Origin of the sequence: Caballeronia sp. LZ003 (assembly GCF_031451465.1) — a bacterium.
Lineage (GTDB): Bacteria > Pseudomonadota > Gammaproteobacteria > Burkholderiales > Burkholderiaceae > Caballeronia.
Genome location: NZ_JARUXJ010000001.1, coordinates 2764390 through 2785639 on the forward strand (window position 1 = coordinate 2764390; position 21250 = coordinate 2785639).

The window sequence follows — 21250 nt, forward strand, 5'->3', positions numbered from 1 at the left end:
CAGAGAAACGAGATTATGTACGTCGTTTCAGTTACTGTCAACAAGAATTTGAAGCTTTCTTTTCTTGCCCACCGCGCTTCGGAGCGAATACCACCTTTGCCCGCCTCGCCTACTGAAACCACCTCCCGCTTCCTTCGCGTTCATCGAATCGCGAAGGAACGGAATTTTAGTGGGCGCCGGCGAGAATCGCAAGCCCTTTGCGTCGAAGAAACTTAACGGTGTTTGAAGACGGGCTTGCGCTTCTCGACGAACGCGGCCATGCCTTCCTTTTGATCTTCCGTCGCGAAGAGCGAATGGAACAAGCGACGTTCGAAATGAACGCCTTCCGCCAATGTTGTTTCGTAAGCGCGATTGACCGCCTCTTTCGCCATCATGACCGCCGGCAGCGAAAAGGAAGCGATGATCGTCGCGGCCTCGACGGCCTCATCGATCAGACGCTCCGCACCGACGACGCGCGACACCAAACCCGCCCGCTCCGCCTCGCTCGCGTCCATCATGCGCGCCGTCAGGCACATGTCCATCGCTTTTGACTTCGATACCGCGCGCGTCAGCCGCTGCGTGCCGCCCGCACCCGGGATGACGCCGAGCTTGATTTCGGGCTGGCCGAACTTCGCGGTATCCGCGGCGATGATGATGTCGCACATCATGGCGAGTTCGCAGCCGCCGCCCAGCGCGAAGCCGCCGACCGCCGCGATGATCGGCTTGCGAATCGAGCGGATGGTTTCCCAGTTGCGCGTGATGTAGTCGCCCTTGTAGGCGTCCATATAGGAATAGCCGGCCATCATTCCGATGTCCGCGCCCGCTGCGAACGCCTTCTCGCTGCCGGTCACGACGATCGCGCCGATATCCTCGTCGGCGTCGAATGCCTTCAACGCCGCGCCCAACTCATCCATCAGCGCGTCGTTCAGCGCGTTGAGCGCCTTCGGCCGATTGAGCGTGATCAGTCCAACCCGCCCGCGCGTCTCTACCAACAGATTCTCGTAAGCCATGCACTCCTCCTTTCGATCCTCAGGTAAGCCCTAATGAAATCACTTGCTTCGCGCTATCTCGATAATGCTAACATTACCAACCAACCGGTCGGTTAATTATTCGATCCGCCGCCATCCGCCGTTCCTACTGCTCGCGACCATGACACATCCGCTCTTTACGAAACATGAGGCGACGCTCGACCAAGCGCTTGCCGCCATCGAGACACGCGGCTATTGGAGCCCGTTCGCCGAAATGCCGAGCCCCAAAGTGTACGGGGAAACGGCAGCCGCGAATGGCGAAGCCGCGTTCAAGGCGCATCTCGGCAAGACGTTCGAACTCGACCAGCCCTCGACGGGAGAGACAGTCGGTGACGAACGATCGCCGTTCGGCATTGGGCTTGGCATCAAGTATCCCAAGTCTGATCCCGACGCGCTCATTCGGGCCGCTTCTGAAGCGCAATCTGCGTGGCGCGCCGCTGGACCGAAAGCGTGGGTCGGCGTGAGTCTCGAGATTCTTTCGCGACTGAACCGCGCGAGCTTCGAAATTGCGCAAAGCGTGATGCATACGACCGGTCAGGCATACATGATGGCCTTTCAGGCAGGTGGCCCGCACGCGCAGGATCGCGGGCTCGAAGCCGTGGTCTATGCGTGGGACCAGATGCGCCGAATCCCTTCCGAAGCGCATTGGGAAAAGCCACAAGGCAAGAATCCGCCGCTCGCGATGCAAAAGCGCTTCACCATTGTTCCGCGCGGCACGGGCCTCGTGCTTGGCTGCTGCACGTTCCCGACGTGGAACGGTTACCCCGGCCTGTTCGCCGATCTCGCGACCGGCAACGCCGTCATCGTCAAACCGCATCCGGGTGCAATCTTGCCGCTTGCGATCACTGTTCGCATCGCGCGCGAAGTACTGCGGGATGCGGGCTTCGATCCGAATGTCGTCACGTTGCTCGCCACCGCTCCGAATGACGGCCCGCTCGTACAAGAACTCGCCGTGCGGCCCGAAATCAAGCTGATCGACTTCACGGGCAGCACGCAGAACGGCACCTGGCTCGAACGCAACGCGCATCAGGCGCAGGTCTATACGGAAAAAGCGGGCGTCAATCAGATCGTCATCGATTCCGTGGACGATCTGAAGGCAGCGGCACGGAACATTGCGTTTTCGCTCGCGCTCTATTCCGGCCAGATGTGCACGGCGCCTCAAAACATCTACGTGCCGCGTGAGGGTATCCGCACGGCCGACGGACACGTGAGCTTCGACGATGTCGCAAAGGCGCTCGCCGTTTCCGTCGAAAAACTGACCTCCGATCCGGCGCGCGCGGTCGAACTGACCGGCGCGATTCAAAACGATGGCGTCGTCAATCGTGTAGCCCAAGCACGCGAACTCGGCGCGGTTCTCCTTGATAGCCAGATGCTCGCGCACCCGGCATTTCCCGAAGCGCGAGTGCATACGCCGCTCGTGCTCAAACTCGACGCGCGCGCCGATGAAGCCAGCTTCACCAAGGAATGGTTCGGCCCGATCTCCTTCGTCGTCGCGACGGACTCGACCGCGCAGTCGCTGGAACTTGCCGGCTCGATCGCGCAAGAACACGGCGCGCTGACCTTCGCCGTGTACAGCACGGACGACGCAGTGATCGAAGCGGCCTATGACGCAGCCATTCGCGGCGGCGTCGCCCTGTCCATCAATCTGACGGGCGGCGTTTTCGTCAATCAGACCGCGGCGTACTCGGACTTCCATGGCACCGGCGCGAATCCCGCGGCCAACGCTGCGCTGTCCGACGCGGCTTACGTCGCCAATCGCTTTCGTGTCGTGCAAAGCAGAGTCCATGTTGCGCCGAAGGCCGCGACTGCGAAAGCTAGCCAAACGGCATAGGCAAACGCGACGGTGCAAAAGGCCTATGCCATTCGGCCGACTGGCAAGGGCTCGGACGCACGGCTAGTATCGATTCGAACGATTGGTGATTGAGGAGACGCCATGTCCGGGAAGTCCGTCCTGTTTCATATCGATGCAACGACGCGCGTGGCAACGGTGACGCTCAATCGTCCCGACAAGCTGAACAGCTTTACCCGCGAGATGCATGTCGAGCTGAACGACGCGTTGAACGAAGTCGAAGCGAGCAACGCGCGCGCGGTCATCATCACCGGCGCGGGACGCGGCTTTTGCGCGGGTCAGGATCTGGCCGATCTCGACTTCACGCAAGGCGCCACACCCGATCTCGGCGAGCTGATCGAAGCGCACTTCAACCCGCTCGTGCGACGTCTCCAGGCAATGCCATTGCCGATCATCGCCGCTGTCAACGGCACGGCCGCCGGCGCCGGCGCGAATCTGGCGATGGCGTGCGATCTGGTCATTGCCGCGCGCTCGGCCAGCTTTATTCAGGCGTTCGTGAAGATCGGTCTCGTGCCCGACTCAGGTGGAACGTGGCTTCTGCCACGACGTGTCGGCGAAGCGCGCGCGCTCGGGCTCGCGCTGACGGGTGAGAAGCTCGGCGCGGAAAAAGCGCAAGCGTGGGGCATCGTTTGGCGCGTGGTGGAAGACGCCGACTTGACCGACGCCGCGACGCAACTGGCCGCACAACTCGCGCAGCAGCCCATGAAGGCGATAGCGGCGATCAAGCAGGCGCTTCGCGCGAGCGCCAACAACACGTTCGATCAGCAACTCGACCTCGAACGCGATGTTCAACGCGAGTTGGGCGCGTCCCACGATTTCATGGAAGGCGTCGCCGCGTTCAAGGAAAAGCGCGCACCGCGCTTCGAAGGTCTGTGAGAGCCGCAAGGAGAAACCCGTGACGCCTCAACAACTGGCGGAAGCGACCGCCAAGGCAATGTATGAAGCAGACGCCTGCACGCGCTCGCTCGGCATCGAACTCGTCGAAATCAGGCCTGGCTATGCGCGGCTGCAGATGAACGTGCGCCCCGACTTCCTGAACGGCCACGCGATCTGTCATGGCGGCTTGATGTTCACGCTTGCCGATTCCGCATTCGCCTTTGCATGCAATTCGTACAACCTCAGCACGGTCGCGGCGGGCTGTTCGATCGAATTTCTGCGTCCGGTTCAAGGCGGCGATCGACTGACCGCCGAAGCGATCGAGCAGACTTTGAGCGGCCGCGCCGGCATCTACGATATTCGCCTGACCAACCGCGAAGGCGAAACGGTCGCGATGTTTCGCGGCAAGTCCGCGCAGATCCGCGGCACCGTCATACCAGTCTGACTGGACCGACCCGAGCAGGCGGACGCGCCAGACATGGCCCCGCTGCATGGCGAGCATGAAGGAGACAACGATGACCACGACGCTGCCGCTCGAGCCCATAGAAAAGGCGAGCCGCGACGAACTTCTGGCGCTGCAACTCGACCGTCTGAAATGGACGCTCAAGCACGCCTATGAGAACTCGCCGGTGTATCGGCGCAAGTTCGATGCAGCCGGCGTGCATCCGGAGGACGTGCAGTCGCTCGCCGATCTCGCCCGCTTCCCGTTCACGACGAAAAAAGATTTACGTGACAGTTATCCGTTCGGCATGTTCGCCGTGCCGCAAGAGCGAATTTCGCGAATCCACGCTTCGTCCGGCACGACCGGGAAGCCGACTGTTGTGGGTTACACGGCGTCCGATATCGACATCTGGGCGAATCTCGTGGCGCGCTCGATCCGCGCAGCCGGCGCGCGACGCGGCGATAAGGTCCACGTGAGCTACGGCTACGGTCTCTTCACGGGCGGCCTCGGCGCGCATTACGGCGCCGAACGCGCGGGACTCACGGTAATTCCCTTCGGCGGCGGTCAGACCGAAAAGCAAGTGCAACTGATCCAGGACTTTCGTCCGGACATCATCATGGTGACGCCGAGCTACATGCTCTCGATCGCGGATGAACTCGAGCGGCAAGGCGTCGACCCGGCGAGTTGCTCGCTGCGTCTCGGCATCTTCGGGGCGGAACCGTGGACGAACGACATGCGTCGCGCGATCGAGGCGCGCATGGGTATCGACGCGGTCGACATCTACGGGCTTTCGGAAGTGATGGGGCCAGGCGTGGCTTCGGAGTGCGCGGAAACCAAGGACGGCCCGACGATCTGGGAAGACCATTTTTATCCCGAGATCATCGACCCGGAAACGGGCGAAGTGTTACCGGATGGCGAATTCGGCGAACTCGTCTTCACCTCGTTGACAAAGGAAGCGCTGCCGATCATCCGCTATCGCACGCGCGATCTCACACGGCTTTTGCCGGGCACCGCGCGCACGATGCGCCGCATGGAAAAGATCACCGGCCGCTCGGACGACATGATGATCGTGCGCGGCGTCAACGTGTTCCCCACGCAGATAGAAGAGTTGCTGCTCAAGCGCCCCGTGCTCGCGCCGCACTACCAGATCGTACTGACGAAGGAAGGTCCGCTCGACGTCCTGACGCTGAACGTCGAGCCTTGCCCCGAATCCGCGCCCGATACCGTCGCGCTCGACGGCGCCAGGGACGCGCTTACCTACGACATCAAGGCGCTGATAGGCGTCAGCGCTATCGTGAATGTGCTCGCGGTGAACGGCATCGAGCGTTCGGTGGGCAAGGCGCGACGCGTCGTCGACAAACGCGCCCGCTAGGAATTCGGCAGCAAGAGCCACATCCGGCCGCCCTGCTTCATGCGGCCGGCAAGATCGCCGGCGTCGTCGCCCAGGCCCCAGAAGTAGTCGGCGCGCACGCCGCCCTTGATTGCGCTGCCGGTGTCTTGAGCGAAGACGAGGCGGTTCATCGGCTGATTGCTGAGCGGACGCGTGGTCTGGAGGAACACGGGCGTGCCGAGGGGGATCGCGGACGGATCGACGGCGATCGAACGTTCGGGCGTCAGCGGCACCCCCAAGGCGCCAACCGGGCCGTCGCCGAGACTCGCGGACACCACGTCGGCCGACGGCATCTCACGGAAAAACACGAAGCGCGGATTCACGTCGAGGAGCGCATCGACGCGCGCGGGGTTCGCCTTCGCCCACGCCTTGATGCCCTGCATGGTCGCCTGCACCGGCGTGATTTCGCCGCGATCGAGCAACTCCTTGCCGATCGACCGATACGGCTGGTTGTTCGTGCCGCCGAAGCCAACGCGCATCACGCTTCCGTCTTCCATGACGACGCGTCCCGAACCCTGAACCTGCAGGAAGAACGCTTCGATCGGGTCGTCGACCCAGACGAGTTCGTTGCCGGTCAACGCGCCCGAACGTTCGAGCTGCGCGCGCGCAGGCAACGCGGAGCCTTGCTTATAGCGATACGGCCATCGATAAAGCGCGTTCTGATAGATGCCATGCCGCGTACGCGCGCCGCGCAACAACGGCTCGTAGTAGCCGGTTACGAGACCGTCGAGCGTGCCGTCGGTATTCGCGAGCTGATAAGGCGTGAAGTAGCTCTCGAAGAAGCTGCGCGCCGCCGACATGTCCAGATCGTCGAGCTGCTGTGCCGCCGCGCATGCTCGCTGCCACGGCGCCTGACGCGCGAGACGGCTGCAATTCTGACGCAGCGCGGCCGTCGCGCCGATGAGTGAATCGTCCTGCCAGCCCGGCACTTGCTGCCAGCTCACCGGCGAAAGACGCGAAGCCGCGCGCTGTCCCGTGATGATCGGCGCGCCAGTCGGTGCATTCGCGCCTGGCTTCGTATAAGAGCCGCCTCCGCACGAGGCGACGAGGACCGCGGTTGCAATCGATGCGGCCAGCGCCGCCACGCGCGCGGCTGACCGCGTGAAACGCATACAATGCTCGTTCTTGATGGGAACCGCCATGTCTGATCTGTTCGACGAATATCCAATGCTGGTTTTCGGGCTCGAGTCGCTGGTTGCGCTCGGCTTGCTGATTTTTATCGTCGTGTGGACGAATTCGGGCAAGAAGAAACACCGGAACCGCCAAAACGACGCTGCGAAGCGCCGCTGATTACCACTAAAACTCCGCGTTCAATGCAGGGTGCGCGGCATGTGCAGCGCGAACTCCGCGACCGGCGCTTCGAAGCGCTCGCCATCTTCCGCCACGCAGAAATACGAGCCGCGCATCGTGCCCACGGGCGTCGCGATGACGGCCCAGCTCGTATATTCGAAGCGCTCGCCCGGCGGCAAAAGCGGCTGATGCCCGACCACGCCGAGCCCTTTTACTTCCTGCACGTGATCGTCGCTATCGGTGATGATCCAGTGACGGGAGATCAGTTGAGCGGTGACCTGACCCGTGTTACGGATCGTCAACGTGTAGGCGAACGCGTATTGACGGTTGTCGGGATCTGACTGGTCCGGCAGGTAGCGCGTCTCGACCGCGACGCTGAATTCGTACTGGCTCATCGTTGTTCCAATTCTATTCGTCGCTGCGCCGCCATTTAGCGCGCAGGTGCCTCATTGTTTCATCGCTTTGCTTCCACTGGTCAAGCATTCTGCTTTATGCAATTCACACTCGCAATACGAATTGCGTGCTCGAGTCAAATCCAAAACTCGCGCCATTTCATTCCGAGTAGCACGTATTAGGCCGTTCAGCCGGGTAACGTGCTGAAAAAACACGGGTTAGAATCGGTGTTCCAGACATCGAGCCTTAATCCGGCAATGCTTTCGCCGAACGCGGGCCAACTCACTCCACACGTCCATGAAGCAATTCCATATCGCTCCTAGCATCCTGTCCGCCGACTTCTCGCGCCTTGGCGAAGAAGTCCGTAACGTCGTCGCGGCCGGCGCCGACTGGGTTCACTTCGACGTGATGGACAACCATTATGTGCCGAACCTGACGATCGGCCCGGTGGTGTGCGAGGCGCTTCGCCCGCATGTGGACGTGCCCATCGACGTGCATTTGATGGTGCGCCCGGTCGACCGCATCGTGCCGGACTTTGAAAAAGCCGGAGCTAATCAGATCAGTTTCCATCCGGAAGGTTCGGATCATATCGACCGGACCTTGTCGCTCATTCGCGATCACGGCTGCAAGGCGGGCCTCGTGTTCAATCCGGCCACGCCGCTCATTTATCTGGATCACGTGATGGACAAGGTCGATCTCGTGCTCATCATGTCGGTGAACCCCGGCTTTGGCGGACAGTCGTTCATTCCTGAAGCGTTGAACAAGATTCGCGAAGCGCGCACGCGTATCGACGCTTACCGCGAGCGAACGGGCCGCGATATTCATCTCGAAGTGGATGGCGGCGTGAAGGTGGAGAACATCGGCGAGATCGCGGCGGCGGGCGCGGACAGCTTCGTCGCGGGCTCGGCCATCTTCGGCAAGCACGACTACAAGCAAGTAATCGACGCCATGCGCGCCGAACTTGCCAAAGTGGGGAACGCGCAGTGAGCGAACTCACCACCTTTTCGATACGACCCGCGCGACCGATTCGCGCGGCCATCATCGATCTCGACGGCACCATGGTCGATACAGCCGACGACTTCGTCGCCGCGATCAACGGCATGCTCGTGCGCATCGGTCTGGAACAGCAGCCGGTCACGCGCGATGAAGTCGTGGGTTACGTCGGCAAGGGCTCGGAGAATCTGATCCGCAGCGTGCTCGCCGTGCGCCTGCCGCGCACCGAAGCCGCCGCGCAATTCGACGACGCCCTCGCTATCTATCAAAGCGAATACGCGAAGATCAACGGCCAGTACTCGGCGCTCTTTCCCGAAGTGAAGGAAGGCCTGGAAGCCATGCGCGAACTCGGCATCGCGCTCGCGTGCGTGACCAACAAGCCGCATCGGTTCGCCGTGGAGTTGCTGGCGCACTTCGGCATTGCCGAGTATTTCAAGGTCATTCTCGGCGGCGATTCGGTCGCGCAGAAGAAGCCCGATCCGCTTCCCATGCTCACCGCGTGCGAGCGGCTCGACGTGCTGCCGCGCGAAACCGTGGCGGTCGGCGACTCCGAAAACGACGCTCTCGCGGGCCGCGCCGCGGGCATGGCGACGCTCACCGTCCCCTACGGCTACAACCACGGGAAAGATGTGCAATCGGTGAAATCCGATGGTATAGTTTCCACGCTGCGCGCCGCCGCAATGGCCATTTCCACTACGCTGGCGCCGCCCAATACCACACTGACTGAATAGTCCATCTCATGTTTCTCAACAGAAAACGGAGTCTGAGCAGCATCGACCGGGGAGCCTGGCCCTGGCGTCGCTGGTCGCGCTAACCTCGCCCGAGGTACGCTGAAGCCATCATGTTCGAGCACGCTTCAGCATCCGTTTTTTGTTTCGCTGCGCATTCCCGCGCCGTTTCCTCTGACTTGTCGCACCGCTTGCTTCGGAACCATTCCGGCGCAACGCACGATAACCGCGTCGTTCTTCAAGACGTCTCTCCTTGCGAGAAACGCCCGCGAAAACGCGTGTCGTCGCGCACCGTTCGACAGCACGGAAAACCGGCCGATCGCAGTGCCCCGCTTGTCCCGATGCCGCGCTCAATCAAAAGAATGCGCGGCACGCAAAGGATCGCAACATGACCGAACTCGAATTCCAATCGCTGGCGAACGAAGGCTATAACCGCATTCCGCTCATCGCAGAAGCGCTCGCCGATCTCGAAACGCCCCTGTCGCTTTATCTCAAGCTCGCGCAGTCCGAGCGCAATGGCGCCAACTCGTTCCTGCTGGAATCCGTCGTGGGCGGCGAGCGCTTCGGGCGCTATTCGTTCATCGGCCTGCCGGCGCGCACGGTGGTGCGCGTACAGAACGGCGTGTCGCAAGTCGTGACCGACGGCAACGTCACCGAGACCGATGAAGGCGATCCGCTCGCGTTCATCGAACGCTTCCAGAAGCGTTTCAAGGTTGCCATGCGTCCTGGTTTGCCGCGCTTCTGCGGCGGCCTGGCGGGCTACTTCGGTTACGACGCGGTGCGCTATATCGAGAAAAAGCTCGCGCATACGGCGCCGCACGACGATCTCGGCCTGCCGGACATTCAGCTGCTGCTGACCGAGGAAGTCGCGGTCATCGACAACCTCGCGGGCAAGCTCTACCTGATCGTCTATGCCGATCCCACCAAGGCCGAGGCGTATGCCAAGGCGAAGCATCGGCTGCGCGAACTGCGGGCGCGTCTGCGTGCTACCGTCCAGCCGCCCGTGACGTCGGCGAGTGTGCGCACCGAAACGTTCCGCGAGTTCGCTAAAGAGGATTATCTGAACGCCGTGCGACGCGCGAAGGAATACATCGCGGCGGGCGAACTAATGCAGGTGCAAGTCGGCCAGCGGCTCGTCAAGCCGTTCCGCGACAACCCGCTCTCGCTGTATCGCGCGCTGCGTTCGCTCAATCCGTCGCCGTACATGTACTACTACAACTTTGGCGGCGACGTTCACGTGGTCGGCGCATCGCCGGAAATTCTCGTGCGTCAGGAACAGCGCGCGGGCGAGCGCATAGTGACCATACGTCCGCTTGCCGGCACGCGACCGCGCGGCAACACGCCCGAGCGCGACGCCGAACTCGCCACCGAACTGCTGAACGATCCGAAGGAAGTCGCCGAGCACGTGATGCTGATCGACCTCGCGCGCAACGACGTGGGCCGTATTGCGCAGACCGGCTCGGTTTCGGTGACGGACAAGATGATCATCGAAAAGTATTCGCACGTTCAGCACATCGTGAGTTCGGTCGAAGGCACGTTGAAGCCCGGCATGAGCAACTTCGACGTATTGCGCGCGACCTTCCCCGCCGGCACGCTTTCCGGCGCGCCGAAAGTGCGCGCGATGGAATTGATCGACGAACTCGAACCCGTGAAGCGCGGCTTGTATGGCGGCGCGGTCGGTTATTTGTCGTTCAGCGGCGAAATGGATCTGGCGATTGCCATTCGCACCGGCCTCATTCACAAGGGCAATCTCTATGTGCAGGCAGCGGCGGGTGTCGTTGCCGACTCGGTGCCCGAGTCCGAATGGCAAGAGACGGAGAACAAGGCGCGCGCCGTGTTGCGTGCCGCCGAGCAAGTGCAAGATGGCCTCGACAGCGACTTCTGAGGAGAAAAGACCATGCTGCTGATGATCGACAACTACGACTCGTTCACCTATAACCTGGTCCAGTACTTCGGCGAACTCGGCGAGGACGTGCAGACGTTTCGCAACGACGAAATCTCGCTCGATGAAATCGCCAAGCTCAATCCTGCACGCATCTGCCTGTCGCCGGGACCGAGCAATCCGCAGCACGCGGGCATCACGCTCGACGTACTGCGCGAGTTCTCCGGCAAGCTGCCCATTCTTGGCGTGTGCCTCGGCCATCAGGCCATTGGCGAAGCGTTCGGCGGACGCGTGGTGCGCGCGCAGACCATCATGCACGGCAAGGTGAGCGCGATCGAAACCGACTGTAAAGGCGTGTTCTCCGACCTGCCAAAACACTTCAACGTCACGCGCTATCACTCGCTGGCGATTGAACGCGAGTCTTTGCCCGACTGTCTCGAAGTGTCCGCATGGACGCCTGATGGTGAAATCATGGGCGTGCGCCACCGGGAACTCGAAGTGGAAGGTGTGCAGTTCCATCCGGAATCCATTCTTTCCGAGCATGGTCACGCGCTGCTCGAAAACTTCGTGAAAAACACGGCATCGGGAAAGCGAGCGTGACTGCCATGACGATCACCGCACAAGAAGCGCTGCAACGCACGATCGAGCATCGCGAAATCTTCCACGACGAAATGCTGCATCTCATGCGCACCATCATGCGCGGCGAGATGTCGCCTGTGATGGCCGCTGCGATCATCACCGGCTTGCGCGTGAAGAAGGAAACCATCGGCGAGATCGCGGCCGCCGCGACTGTCATGCGCGAGTTCGCCAATCACGTCGAGGTGGCGGACAACTCCCATTTTGTCGATATCGTCGGCACGGGCGGCGACGGCTCGCACACTTTCAACATTTCCACGGCATCGATGTTCGTTTCCGCCGCCGCCGGCGCGAAGGTCGCGAAGCACGGCAATCGCGGCGTGTCGAGCAAGTCGGGCAGCGCGGACGTGCTCGAAGCGCTCGGCGTGAATATCGATCTGACGCCGGAACAAGTCGCCGCCTCGATTGCCGAAACCGGCATGGGCTTCATGTTCGCGCCGAACCATCATCCGGCAATGAAGAACATCGCGCCCGTGCGCCGCGAACTCGGCGTGCGGACCATCTTCAATATTCTCGGGCCGCTGACCAATCCGGCGGGCGCGCCGAATCAGCTGCAGGGCGTGTTCCATGAAGACCTCGTCGGCATCCAGGTTCGTGTGATGCAGCGGCTCGGCGCAAACCACGTGCTTGTCGTGTACGGCAAGGACGGGATGGACGAAGTGTCGCTTGGCGCCGCGACCAAGGTCGGCGAATTGAAGAACGGCGAAGTGAACGAGTACGAGATTCATCCGGAAGACTTCGGTCTTCAAATGGTCTCGAACCGCTCGCTGAAAGTGCAGGACGCGCAGGAATCGAAAACCATGCTGCTCGGCGCGCTGAACAACAAGGCGGGTGTAGCGCGCGAGATCGTCACGCTGAACGCGGGCGCGGCGCTCTACGCGGCCGACATCGTCGATTCGATCGCCGAGGGCATGGCGGCCGCGCGCGAAGCCATCGCCAGCGGCGCGGCGCGCGAAAAGGTCGAAGCTCTCGTGCGCTTCACGCAGCAATTCACCAAATAACGGACATCACCATGAGCGACATTCTGGATCGCATCATCGCGGTGAAGCGCGAGGAAATCCGCGCCGCCGAACAAAGCGCGCCGCTCGAAGAACTCAGGCTCGAAGCGAGCGCGCGCGACTTGCGCGATTTCGTCGGCGCGCTGCGTGCGAAGCATGCTGAAGGCCGGGCCGCGGTCATTGCGGAAGTGAAGAAGGCGAGCCCTTCCAAAGGCGTGCTGCGCGAGCACTTCGTGCCGGGCGAAATTGCACGCTCCTACGAGCAAGGCGGCGCCGCGTGCCTTTCCGTGCTCACTGACGTGCAGTTCTTCAAAGGCAGCGTCGCGTATCTCGAAGAAGCGCGCGCCGCGTGCAGCCTGCCGGTGCTGCGCAAAGACTTTATCGTCGACCCTTATCAGATCATGGAAGCGCGCGCGATGGGCGCCGACTGCATTCTGCTGATAGCCGCCGCGCTCGAACTTTCGCAGATGCAAGATCTCGAAGCCTATGCACATTCGCTCGGACTCGCGGTGCTGGTCGAAGTGCACGACGCCGACGAACTGCGAGACGCGCTCACGCTGAAAACGCCGCTCATCGGCATCAACAATCGCAATCTGCGCACGTTCCAGACGACTATCGATACGACCATCGGCATGCTGGAAGCGGTGCCGGACGACCGTATCGTGGTGACGGAATCGGGCATTCTCTCGCGCCACGACGTGGACCGGCTGCGAGCGATGCACGTACACACGTTCCTCGTCGGCGAAGCGTTCATGCGCGCCGACGATCCGGGCACGGAACTCGCGCGAATGTTCTTCTGACTCTAAAGACGGGACCGAATTTTGGGCATCGAACAGGAAATCAAGCTCGCGCTGCCGCCTTCGCAGCACGACGACGTGGCGCGCTTTTTCGACGAGCGCACCGGTGCGGGCAAGCCGATGGAACTGGCGAACGTCTATTTCGACACGCCGGATTGCGCGCTCGCCAAGGCGAAGTCTGCATTGCGCCTGCGCCGCACGCCCGACCAGTGGCTGCAGACGTACAAGGTGCTGGGCGAATCGAAGGCCGGCTTGAGCCGTCGTCACGAATGGGAGATGCCGGTGGCGGGCGAATCGCTTGAAATCGATGCGCTCCTCGTTTCCTGCGAAGACGAAGCGGCCCGCAAGGCGTTGCAGGACGCCGCGCCGAATCTGATCGCCCTGTTTCGCACGGACTTCCGGCGCATCGTGTGGGACATCGAGCGTGAAGGTTCGCAGATCGAAGTCGCGCTCGACGCCGGCAAGATCACGGCGGACGTGGATGGCGAAAACCATCACGCGGAAATCAGCGAGCTGGAACTCGAAATCAAGTCCGGCGACGCCAAAGCGCTCTCCACGCTCGCCGCCGAATTGCGCGGCGCGTTTCCCGAACTCGACCCGGAAGATTTGAGCAAGGCGGAGCGAGGTTATCGGCTGCGCGAGCGTCCGGAAAGCGCGGTAGACGACGCCGAAGCATGAGCCAGCAGCCTTCTCTTTTTGACGAGCCTCGCACGCACGCTAGCGGCTTCATCACGCTCGAAAGCCAGTTCGAAGCGCTGCCCGCTGAATGGCGGCGGCATCTAAGAGCATTTATCGACAGTCCGCGCTATGCGTCGTTGTGCGCTTTCGTGGATGCCGAGCGCGCCGCCGGCAAGACCGTTTATCCCGCCGATGTTTTCCGCGCATTGCGCCTCACCAGTCCTGGCGAGGTCAAAGTGGTGATTCTCGGTCAGGACCCGTATCACGGTGAAGACAAAGGCGCGCCGCAAGCGCACGGGCTTGCGTTCTCCGTGCCCGCGCCCGTGCGCCCGCCGCCGTCATTGCGCAACATCTTTAAGGAGATCGCCGCGAGTCTGGATATCGTCGCGCCCGCTCACGGCTGCCTCGATTCGTGGGCGAAACAAGGCGTGCTCTTGCTCAACACGTCGCTGACCGTCGAGCGCGATAAAGCGGGAAGCCATGCCAAGCGGGGCTGGGAACAGTGCACGGACACGCTGATCCACGAAATTGCCGAGCGCCACGATGGCGTCGTGTTCATGTTGTGGGGCGCGCACGCTCAGGCAAAACGCGCGCTGATCGACGGCACGGGAAAGGCGCATTGCGTGCTGGAAGCGCCGCATCCGTCGCCGTTGTCGGCGCATCGCGGGTTCCTGGGGTGCGGGCATTTCGTCGCCGCGAACGAATATTTGAAGCGGCATGGGCGCGAGCCGATCGACTGGCGCTTGCCCGCCGAGGCACAGTTGCTCGCCTGAGCATCCGCATCAATGCAACGCAATGCAAAGAGCCCGCCGCAGTCCGAAGACCGGGCGGGCTCTTTTACTTCGGCGTCGAGCTTAAGCCTTACAGCGCCGCGATCGAATCGCGTGCCGAAGCGAGCGCTGCGCTCGCGGCCTCCGGCCCCATCGCCAAGCCTTCGGCGTAGATGAAGTTCACGTCAGTCATGCCGAGGAAGCCGAGGAACGTCTTGAGATACGGCGTTTGCGAGTCGTTCGGCGTGCCTGCGTACTTGCCGCCACGCGCCGACACCACGAACACCTTCTTGCCCTTCACCAGGCCTTCGGGGCCGGTCGCGGTGTAGCGGAACGTGATTCCGGCCCGCGCGATCCAGTCGAAATAAGCCTTCAGTTGCGACGACACGCCGAAGTTATAAAGCGGCGCCGCGATCACCACGATGTCGGCCGCTTGCAGTTCGTCGATCAGCGCTTCGCTCTTCGCGTTGATGGCGACTTGTTCCGGCGTGCGTTGTTCGGCGGGCGTGAAGAACGCGCCGAGCGTGGCGTCGTCGAGGTGCGTGAGCTGGTCGGCGAGCAGATTGCGGACGACCACGTTCGCGCCCGGATTGCTTTGTTGCAGCTTCGCGGTGAGTTCGTCGGCGAGCAGCGTCGATTGAGCGCCTTGCGAGCGGGCTGCGGAGTTGATCTGGAGAATCGTCGTCATGATGGCTTCCTTGATGGAGGAGCGGGAGCCGTCGGCGCCCGCGTTGGAAGCATTCTTCGTTGTTCGGCGTTCCGGAAAAAGCCGTCCGGCCGTGAAGGATCGTTGCACCAGTAGGACAATCCCCGGTGGGCGCAGCCTTTCAGCCCTTCAACCAGCGCTCGCGCCATTGTTTCGACGGTCCGCGCCCGTCGATAGCCGTCAGCACGTAACGCGACACTTCGGGGCCGTCGAGCTTCACTTCGGTACGACGCAGTTCGTCGCGGCGAAACGCGTGTACTTCGACCTTCGCACCCGGCAGATAACGCGACAACAGCGCCTCCAGATTCGATCCCGTCACACGCAGACCATCGAGGGCCACGAGAACATCGCCCGCCGAAAGCCCCGCCTTCTGTGCGGCGCTGCCGTCGTGCACGACCGCCAGCGTGCACTCCGCGCTGCCACGCACGCGCACGCCGAGCGACGGCTTGCCGGCCGTGCCGCTCGTCGGCAGATCGGGCGCGAGTGCTATGCCGAACGGCTCGAGGAGCGCGTCGAGCGGCAAGTCGCGCGTGCCGCGCACGCCGTCGCGGAACAGCGAGCGCAGATCCGCGCCGGTGGCCTCGGCGAAGAGCGCTTCCACTTCGTCCTCGCGGATGCCCCGTGCCTTGCCGAGATAGAAGTCGCGTCCGTAGCGCTGCCACAAGAGACGCATGACATCGTCGAGCGACTTACGGTTGTCCGTCTGCGCGCGGATCGACAAATCGAACGCCAGCGCGACGAGCGAACCCTTCTGGTAGTAACTGACGATGGCGTTCGATGCGTTCTCGTCGGCGCGGTAGTACTTCACCCATGCGTCGAACGAACTCTGCGCCACCGATTGCTTGAGCCGCCCGCTTCCGCGCAACACGCCGCCGATGGTCTTGCCGAGCATCAAGAAGTAATCGCTCGCGGAAATAAGGCCGGTGCGCACGAGGATCAGGTCGTCGTAATACGACGTGAAACCTTCGAAGAGCCACAAAAGCGACGTGTAATTTTCCTGCGACAGATCGTACGGCGCGAACGCCGCCGGCTTGATGCGCTTTACGTTCCACGTATGGAAGTATTCGTGGCTGCAAAGGCCAAGATACGTGCGATAACCTTCGCTGACTTCGGGTCGGCCAAGCACCGGCAAGTCGCCGCGATTGCAGATCAGCGCCGTGGATGCGCGATGTTCCAGCCCGCCGTAACCATCGCTGACGGCGACCGTCATGAACACGTAGCGATCCACCGGCGCTTTCTTCGTGCGCGGTTCGAAGAGCGCGATCTGCGCTTCGCACACGCGTTTGAGGTCGGCCGCGAGCCGGTTCATGTCGAGCCCGATCACGCGTCCCGAGATCACGATGTCGTGCTTCACGCCATGCGCGGTGAAGCCGCCGAGCGCGAATTCGCCGATCGTCACCGGATGATCGACGAGTTCGTCGTAATTCGCGGCCTCGTACGCGCCGAAACCATGGCGCTTCGTGCCACGCGCTTCGGCAAGCGCCGTGGCGACGCGCCAGTTGCGCAGCGCTCCGCCCTGCGGCGCTTGAATATCGACGATACACGGCGCAGCCGACTGCCCCTCCACCGCGAGAAACACGCTCGTGCCGTTGAAGAAGCCGACGCTGTCATCCAGATGCGCGGCGCGTACCGACATGTCCCACGCGTACACCTCGTAACGCAGCGTGATGGGGCCATCCGCCGGCGCGGCTTGCCACGCGTGCTTGTCGATTTTTTCGATACCGATCTTGCGCCCTGCCGCGTTGAACGCCTGCAAGGTGACGATATTGCGCGCGAATTCGCGAATCATGTAGCTGCCCGGAATCCACACCGGCAGCATGAAGCGTTGTCCCGCCGGGTCCGGCGCGGCGACCGTGAGCGTGACTTCGAAGATATGCGCGGCCGGGTTCTTCGGAACGATGCTGTAGCGCACCGGTCGATCGAGCGTAGTCGTTGCCATGTCGTGTCCTTTGTTCTTGTTGTGGGCGCGCGGTCGGTGCGCCTTTGAAACCAAAAGAGGCGCCTCTCATGCGCCTCTCGTCGGGGGTTCGGGCCGCCTCAATGCGCGGTCGAAAGTTCCTTCTCCAGCCGGTCGGCGGGAACGGCGCCTGGCAGACGGCGGCCGTCCGCGAGGAACACGGTCGGCGTGCCGCTCACGTTCATCGTGTGACCGAGCTTCAGGTTCTTGTCGATGGCGGTGGTGTCGCACGAGGCGGCCGTGGTCGGCGCCTTGCGGTCCAGCATCCAGCCTTCCCAGCTCATCGCGCGATCTTTCGAGCACCAGATCGACTTCGATTTCGCGGTCGAATCCGGCGAGAGCACGGGATACAGGAACGTGTACACGGTGACGTTATCGATGGACTTCAAGGTCGATTCGAGTTGCTTGCAATACGGGCAATTCGGGTCCGAGAACACCGCGATCTTGCGGCTGCCGTTGCCCTTCACCACTTTCACCGCGTTCTCGAAAGGCAGCTTCGCGAAGTCGATCTTGTTGGTCTCGGAGAGCCGCGCTTCCGTGAGATTCTTGCTGCTGCGCGTATCGACGAGATCGCCGATCAGCACGTAGTTGCCGGTGGCGTCGGTATAGACGATCTGCGAGCCGAGGTTCACTTCATAGAGCCCTGGAATGGGCGTCTTGTCGACACTCTTGATGTTCGCGTCGCCCATGCGCGATTCGAGCGTGGACTTGATCTTGTCGGTGGTCTGGTCGGCCTGCGCCGTACAGCCGAGACCAAGTGTCACGGCGAGTGCCGCGGCCGCTGCGAGTGCCGTTCGAAGTGTGCGTTTCATGTTCTTTTCCTGTATGTGCCTGGCGTGTCTTTAACCGAGCGCGGCCGAAACCAGCCAGCGCTTGACGAGTGGCTGCGCGCCCACGAGCGCCATGCCGGTATTGCGAACCGCGCGCGCAAGCGTGCCCGGCACCGAGAAAAGCCGTTGCAAGCCGTCTGTCGCCAACATGAGTTTTTGTATGTCTTCGCGGCGCGCGCGTTCGTAGCGGCGCAGCAAAATGGGATCGCCAAGATTGCGAAAACCTTCTTTATTGGCGATGACATCCGCGAGCGCGGCGACATCGCGCAAACCGAGGTTCATGCCTTGCCCGGCTAGCGGATGAATTAAATGCGCGGCGTCGCCGATAAGCGCGACACGTGGCGCAATCAGCTTGTCGACCGTTTGCAACGCGAGCGGGAAGCCTTGCGCGGGCGTCACGCATTCGAGCGTGCCGAGCATGTTTTGCGTGGCCTGTTCGACTTGTGCCGCGAGTTGCGCGGGATCGAGCGCGAGGAGTTCGTCGGCGTGTTCGGTGCGCGCGGACCAGACGAGTGAGACGTGATCGCCCGGCAGCGGCAGCAGCGCGATGATTTCCGAGTCGCGGAACCATTGGTAGGCGGTTTCGCCGTGCGGCCGCTCCGCCTTGAAATTCGCGACCACGCCCGTTTGCCGATAATCGCGCCGGTCGACCTTCGCGCCCATTTGCGCGCGCACCCAAGAATGCGCGCCATCCGCGCCGACGATCAGATCCGCTTCGAGCGTCTCGCCGCTTGCAAGCGTGACGTGCGCGGCATCGTCCTCGACCGTCATGCCCTGCGCGCGCGATTCGAACCACGACAGACTCGGCTGGAAGCGCAGCGCGGCGTCGAGCGACTGTTCGATCAGATTCGACTCGACGATCCACGCGAGCTGCGGCACCGAGGCCTGGAACGCGGAGAAGTGCAGTTCCGCGTGCGTGCCGCCGAACACGCGCATGTCGAAGACGGGCCCGAGCCGCGTGCGATCGAGCGCTTGCCAGACGCGCAGCCGTTCGAGCAGCGTCTGCGAACTCGACGAGAGCGCGTAGATGCGCGAATCGAACGCGGCGCCCGCGGGCAAGGCGGCAGCTTGCGGCGCGAGCAACGCGGTGCGCAAGCCGGATTGCGCGAGCGCGAGCGCGGCGGTCTTGCCGACGAGCCCGCCGCCGACGACAACTGCATGAAAGGTCAAGGGATGCGAAGTCATCCGGCCATTATAGCCGTGAGGATTGCAGCGTATTTGGCGCCTGCGCGGCGCTGCGGCGGGCCGTCGCGGAAGGCGGCGCGAAACGCCGCTGCCCGGCGCGGCGGTACAATGGCGGTTTGCCTGGCCGCTCGACGCGGCCGTTGCGCTGGCGGGCGTTTTTGCCAATTCAGCCTTTGCCCGGCGCGCGACTTTTGACGAAACCCGCGCGGCCTGCGCCGTCTCACCAGTTCGAAGGATTCCATGAGCCTCCAATGCGGCATCGTCGGCTTGCCTAACGTCGGCAAGTCCACTCTATTCAATGCTTTGACCAAGGCGGGTATTGCCGCCGAGAACTATCCGTTCTGCACCATCGAGCCGAATGTCGGCGTGGTCGAAGTGCCGGACGCGCGCCTCACCGCGCTCGCCGAAATCGTGAAGCCCGAGCGTATCCTGCCGGCCGTCGTCGAGTTCGTGGATATCGCGGGTCTCGTCGCGGGCGCGTCGAAGGGCGAAGGTCTCGGCAATCAGTTCCTCGCGAACATCCGCGAGACGGATGCCATCACGCACGTCGTGCGCTGCTTCGACGACGAGAACGTGATCCACGTCGCGGGCAAGATCGATCCGCTGGACGATATCGGCGTCATCAACACGGAACTCGCGCTTGCGGATCTGTCGACGGTCGAAAAAGCGCTCACGCGTTATTCGAAGGCGGCGAAGTCGGGCAACGACAAGGAAGCGGGCAAGCTCGTCGCCGTGCTCGAAAAGGTGCGCGCGCAGCTCGACGAGGCCAAGCCGGTGCGTGCGCTTTCGTTGAACGAAGACGAGCAGGCGCTCATCAAGCCGTTTTGCCTCATCACGGCGAAGCCGACCATGTATGTGGCGAACGTGAAGGACGACGGTTTCGAGAACAACCCGTATCTCGACGCCGTTCGCAAGCATGCGGACGCGGAGAACGCGCCGGTCGTCGCGGTGTGCGCGGCAATCGAAGCGGAAATCGCCGATCTGGACGACGCGGACAAGCAGGACTTCCTCGCCGACATGGGCATGGACGAGCCGGGTTTGAACCGCGTGATCCGGGCGGGTTTCAAGTTGCTTGGTTTGCAGACGTACTTCACGGCTGGCGTGAAGGAAGTGCGCGCGTGGACCATTCATATCGGCGATACGGCGCCTCAGGCCGCTGGCGCCATCCATACCGATTTCGAGCGCGGCTTCATTCGCGCGCAGACCATCGCGTTCGATGACTACGTCGCGTTCAAGGGCGAGCAAGGCGCAAAGGAAGCCGGGAAGATGCGGGCCGAAGGCAAGGAATACGTCGTGCACGACGGGGACGTGATGAACTTCTTGTTCAACGTTTGAGCGCCGTCAAGCGTCAAGAATCGTCAAATCGTCTTGCATGAAAAAGCGGAGCGCCCGATAAACGGGGCTCCGCTTTTTCATGAGCGGTACCCGATAAAAATAAAGAGAGACAAAAAGAAGATGAAAGGACCCGCGTTTCTGCGTTCGCTCGCTGCGACGTGTTGCATTGCATTGTCCGCGAGCGTCATCCCTTGCACACCGGCGAACGCGTACGCGAACAGCGCGAACGCGAACAACTTCAACCCGCAACCTGACGAAAACGACCTCGACAGACATGGCCATTACGTCAACCGCGACGGCAACGTAATCCATGCGCCCTCTCGCTCGCGTTCGGGTGCGGTACCCGAAGGCGCGACCGCGCAGTGCCGCGACGGCTCGTACAGCTTCAGCCGCCACCACGGCGGAACGTGTTCGCGGCATGGCGGCGTGGCGCGCTGGCAATAGCCTGAGCACGCCCGAAGTACAATGACATTCGATCCCGCGCGGCACACGCGCCGGGAAGCGCGTC

Annotated in this window: 22 protein-coding genes; 15 read left to right on the plus strand and 7 right to left on the minus strand. The window is 62.4% G+C overall.

What is annotated here, in order from left to right:
- Positions 1-212: 212 nt before the first annotated feature.
- Positions 213-989, minus strand: coding sequence for an enoyl-CoA hydratase (locus QCE79_RS12445; RefSeq protein WP_250465743.1), 777 nt, complete (start codon positions 987-989; stop codon positions 213-215).
- A gap of 139 nt (positions 990-1128) precedes the next feature.
- Here QCE79_RS12445 and paaN point away from each other — a divergent pair, with 139 nt between their 5' ends.
- The 4 genes from paaN (at position 1129) to paaK (ending at position 5546) form a co-directional block, all read left to right on the plus strand.
- On the plus strand, positions 1129-2838 hold the full coding sequence (gene paaN, locus QCE79_RS12450) for a phenylacetic acid degradation protein PaaN (RefSeq protein ID WP_309844489.1): 1710 nt from the start codon (positions 1129-1131) through the stop codon (positions 2836-2838).
- Positions 2839-2940: 102 nt separating this feature from the next.
- Positions 2941-3732: a 2-(1,2-epoxy-1,2-dihydrophenyl)acetyl-CoA isomerase PaaG gene (paaG, locus tag QCE79_RS12455; RefSeq protein WP_309844492.1), complete on the plus strand. Its 792-nt coding sequence runs from the start codon at positions 2941-2943 to the stop codon at positions 3730-3732.
- Between the two features lie 58 nt (positions 3733-3790).
- Complete coding sequence (paaI, locus tag QCE79_RS12460; RefSeq protein ID WP_250509548.1) at positions 3791-4177, plus strand: hydroxyphenylacetyl-CoA thioesterase PaaI; 387 nt, start codon at positions 3791-3793, stop codon at positions 4175-4177.
- A gap of 70 nt (positions 4178-4247) precedes the next feature.
- Entirely contained in the window at positions 4248-5546 is a 1299-nt protein-coding gene (gene paaK / locus QCE79_RS12465; RefSeq protein WP_250509524.1) for a phenylacetate--CoA ligase PaaK, read from the plus strand.
- Here the strand turns inward: paaK and QCE79_RS12470 are convergent.
- Positions 5543-6706 carry a murein transglycosylase A gene (locus QCE79_RS12470; RefSeq protein WP_284507758.1) on the minus strand — a complete coding sequence of 388 codons (1164 nt, stop codon included), beginning with the start codon at positions 6704-6706 and terminating at the stop codon, positions 5543-5545. The two genes, paaK and QCE79_RS12470, sit on opposite strands and share 4 nt — an antisense overlap.
- Between QCE79_RS12470 and QCE79_RS12475 the strand changes: the two genes are divergently transcribed.
- Entirely contained in the window at positions 6705-6854 is a 150-nt protein-coding gene (locus tag QCE79_RS12475; RefSeq protein WP_309844495.1) for a hypothetical protein, read from the plus strand. The two genes, QCE79_RS12470 and QCE79_RS12475, sit on opposite strands and share 2 nt — an antisense overlap.
- A 20-nt stretch (positions 6855-6874) precedes the next feature.
- Here QCE79_RS12475 and apaG read toward each other — a convergent pair whose 3' ends face one another.
- Positions 6875-7249: a Co2+/Mg2+ efflux protein ApaG gene (gene apaG, locus QCE79_RS12480; RefSeq protein WP_244826321.1), complete on the minus strand. Its 375-nt coding sequence runs from the start codon at positions 7247-7249 to the stop codon at positions 6875-6877.
- 295 nt (positions 7250-7544) lie between these two features.
- Between apaG and rpe the strand changes: the two genes are divergently transcribed.
- From rpe to QCE79_RS12520, 8 genes are all read left to right on the plus strand, one after another.
- Positions 7545-8234 carry a ribulose-phosphate 3-epimerase gene (gene rpe, locus QCE79_RS12485; RefSeq protein WP_309844496.1) on the plus strand — a complete coding sequence of 230 codons (690 nt, stop codon included), beginning with the start codon at positions 7545-7547 and terminating at the stop codon, positions 8232-8234.
- Positions 8231-8971: a phosphoglycolate phosphatase gene (locus QCE79_RS12490; protein WP_250526289.1), complete on the plus strand. Its 741-nt coding sequence runs from the start codon at positions 8231-8233 to the stop codon at positions 8969-8971. Before rpe ends, QCE79_RS12490 begins: the two co-directional genes overlap by 4 nt.
- Positions 8972-9356: 385 nt before the next feature.
- Positions 9357-10853, plus strand: a complete 1497-nt coding sequence (trpE, locus tag QCE79_RS12495) for an anthranilate synthase component I (RefSeq protein ID WP_250465751.1) — start codon at positions 9357-9359, stop codon at positions 10851-10853.
- A gap of 12 nt (positions 10854-10865) precedes the next feature.
- Positions 10866-11450 (plus strand): aminodeoxychorismate/anthranilate synthase component II, encoded by a 585-nt coding sequence (locus tag QCE79_RS12500; protein WP_244826325.1) that lies wholly within the window; start codon positions 10866-10868, stop codon positions 11448-11450.
- A gap of 5 nt (positions 11451-11455) precedes the next feature.
- Positions 11456-12487 (plus strand): anthranilate phosphoribosyltransferase, encoded by a 1032-nt coding sequence (trpD, locus tag QCE79_RS12505; RefSeq protein WP_244826326.1) that lies wholly within the window; start codon positions 11456-11458, stop codon positions 12485-12487.
- A gap of 11 nt (positions 12488-12498) precedes the next feature.
- Positions 12499-13284, plus strand: coding sequence for an indole-3-glycerol phosphate synthase TrpC (trpC, locus tag QCE79_RS12510; protein ID WP_250509530.1), 786 nt, complete (start codon positions 12499-12501; stop codon positions 13282-13284).
- Between the two features lie 21 nt (positions 13285-13305).
- Positions 13306-13959: a CYTH domain-containing protein gene (locus QCE79_RS12515; RefSeq protein WP_244826328.1), complete on the plus strand. Its 654-nt coding sequence runs from the start codon at positions 13306-13308 to the stop codon at positions 13957-13959.
- A complete protein-coding gene (locus tag QCE79_RS12520) occupies positions 13956-14732 on the plus strand; it encodes a uracil-DNA glycosylase (RefSeq protein ID WP_309844498.1) in 777 nt (258 codons plus the stop codon). Before QCE79_RS12515 ends, QCE79_RS12520 begins: the two co-directional genes overlap by 4 nt.
- Positions 14733-14820: 88 nt before the next feature.
- On the opposite strand, the gene QCE79_RS12525 is transcribed toward QCE79_RS12520, so the two are convergent.
- The 4 genes from QCE79_RS12525 to QCE79_RS12540 all read right to left on the minus strand — a co-directional run bounded on the left by QCE79_RS12525 (position 14821) and on the right by QCE79_RS12540 (position 19407).
- Positions 14821-15417, minus strand: a complete 597-nt coding sequence (locus QCE79_RS12525) for an FMN-dependent NADH-azoreductase (RefSeq protein WP_250465758.1) — start codon at positions 15415-15417, stop codon at positions 14821-14823.
- A 139-nt stretch (positions 15418-15556) separates the two neighbouring features.
- Complete coding sequence (locus QCE79_RS12530; protein ID WP_309844500.1) at positions 15557-17374, minus strand: PDZ domain-containing protein; 1818 nt, start codon at positions 17372-17374, stop codon at positions 15557-15559.
- A 98-nt stretch (positions 17375-17472) separates the two neighbouring features.
- Positions 17473-18204, minus strand: coding sequence for a DsbC family protein (locus QCE79_RS12535; RefSeq protein WP_244826332.1), 732 nt, complete (start codon positions 18202-18204; stop codon positions 17473-17475).
- Positions 18205-18234: 30 nt separating this feature from the next.
- Entirely contained in the window at positions 18235-19407 is a 1173-nt protein-coding gene (locus QCE79_RS12540) for a UbiH/UbiF family hydroxylase (protein WP_309844501.1), read from the minus strand.
- A 240-nt stretch (positions 19408-19647) separates the two neighbouring features.
- Here QCE79_RS12540 and ychF point away from each other — a divergent pair, with 240 nt between their 5' ends.
- Both ychF and QCE79_RS12550 read left to right on the plus strand, forming a co-directional pair.
- A complete protein-coding gene (gene ychF, locus QCE79_RS12545) occupies positions 19648-20742 on the plus strand; it encodes a redox-regulated ATPase YchF (RefSeq protein ID WP_244826334.1) in 1095 nt (364 codons plus the stop codon).
- 120 nt (positions 20743-20862) lie between these two features.
- On the plus strand, positions 20863-21186 hold the full coding sequence (locus tag QCE79_RS12550; protein ID WP_309844502.1) for a DUF3761 domain-containing protein: 324 nt from the start codon (positions 20863-20865) through the stop codon (positions 21184-21186).
- The last annotated feature ends 64 nt before the right edge of the window (positions 21187-21250 follow it).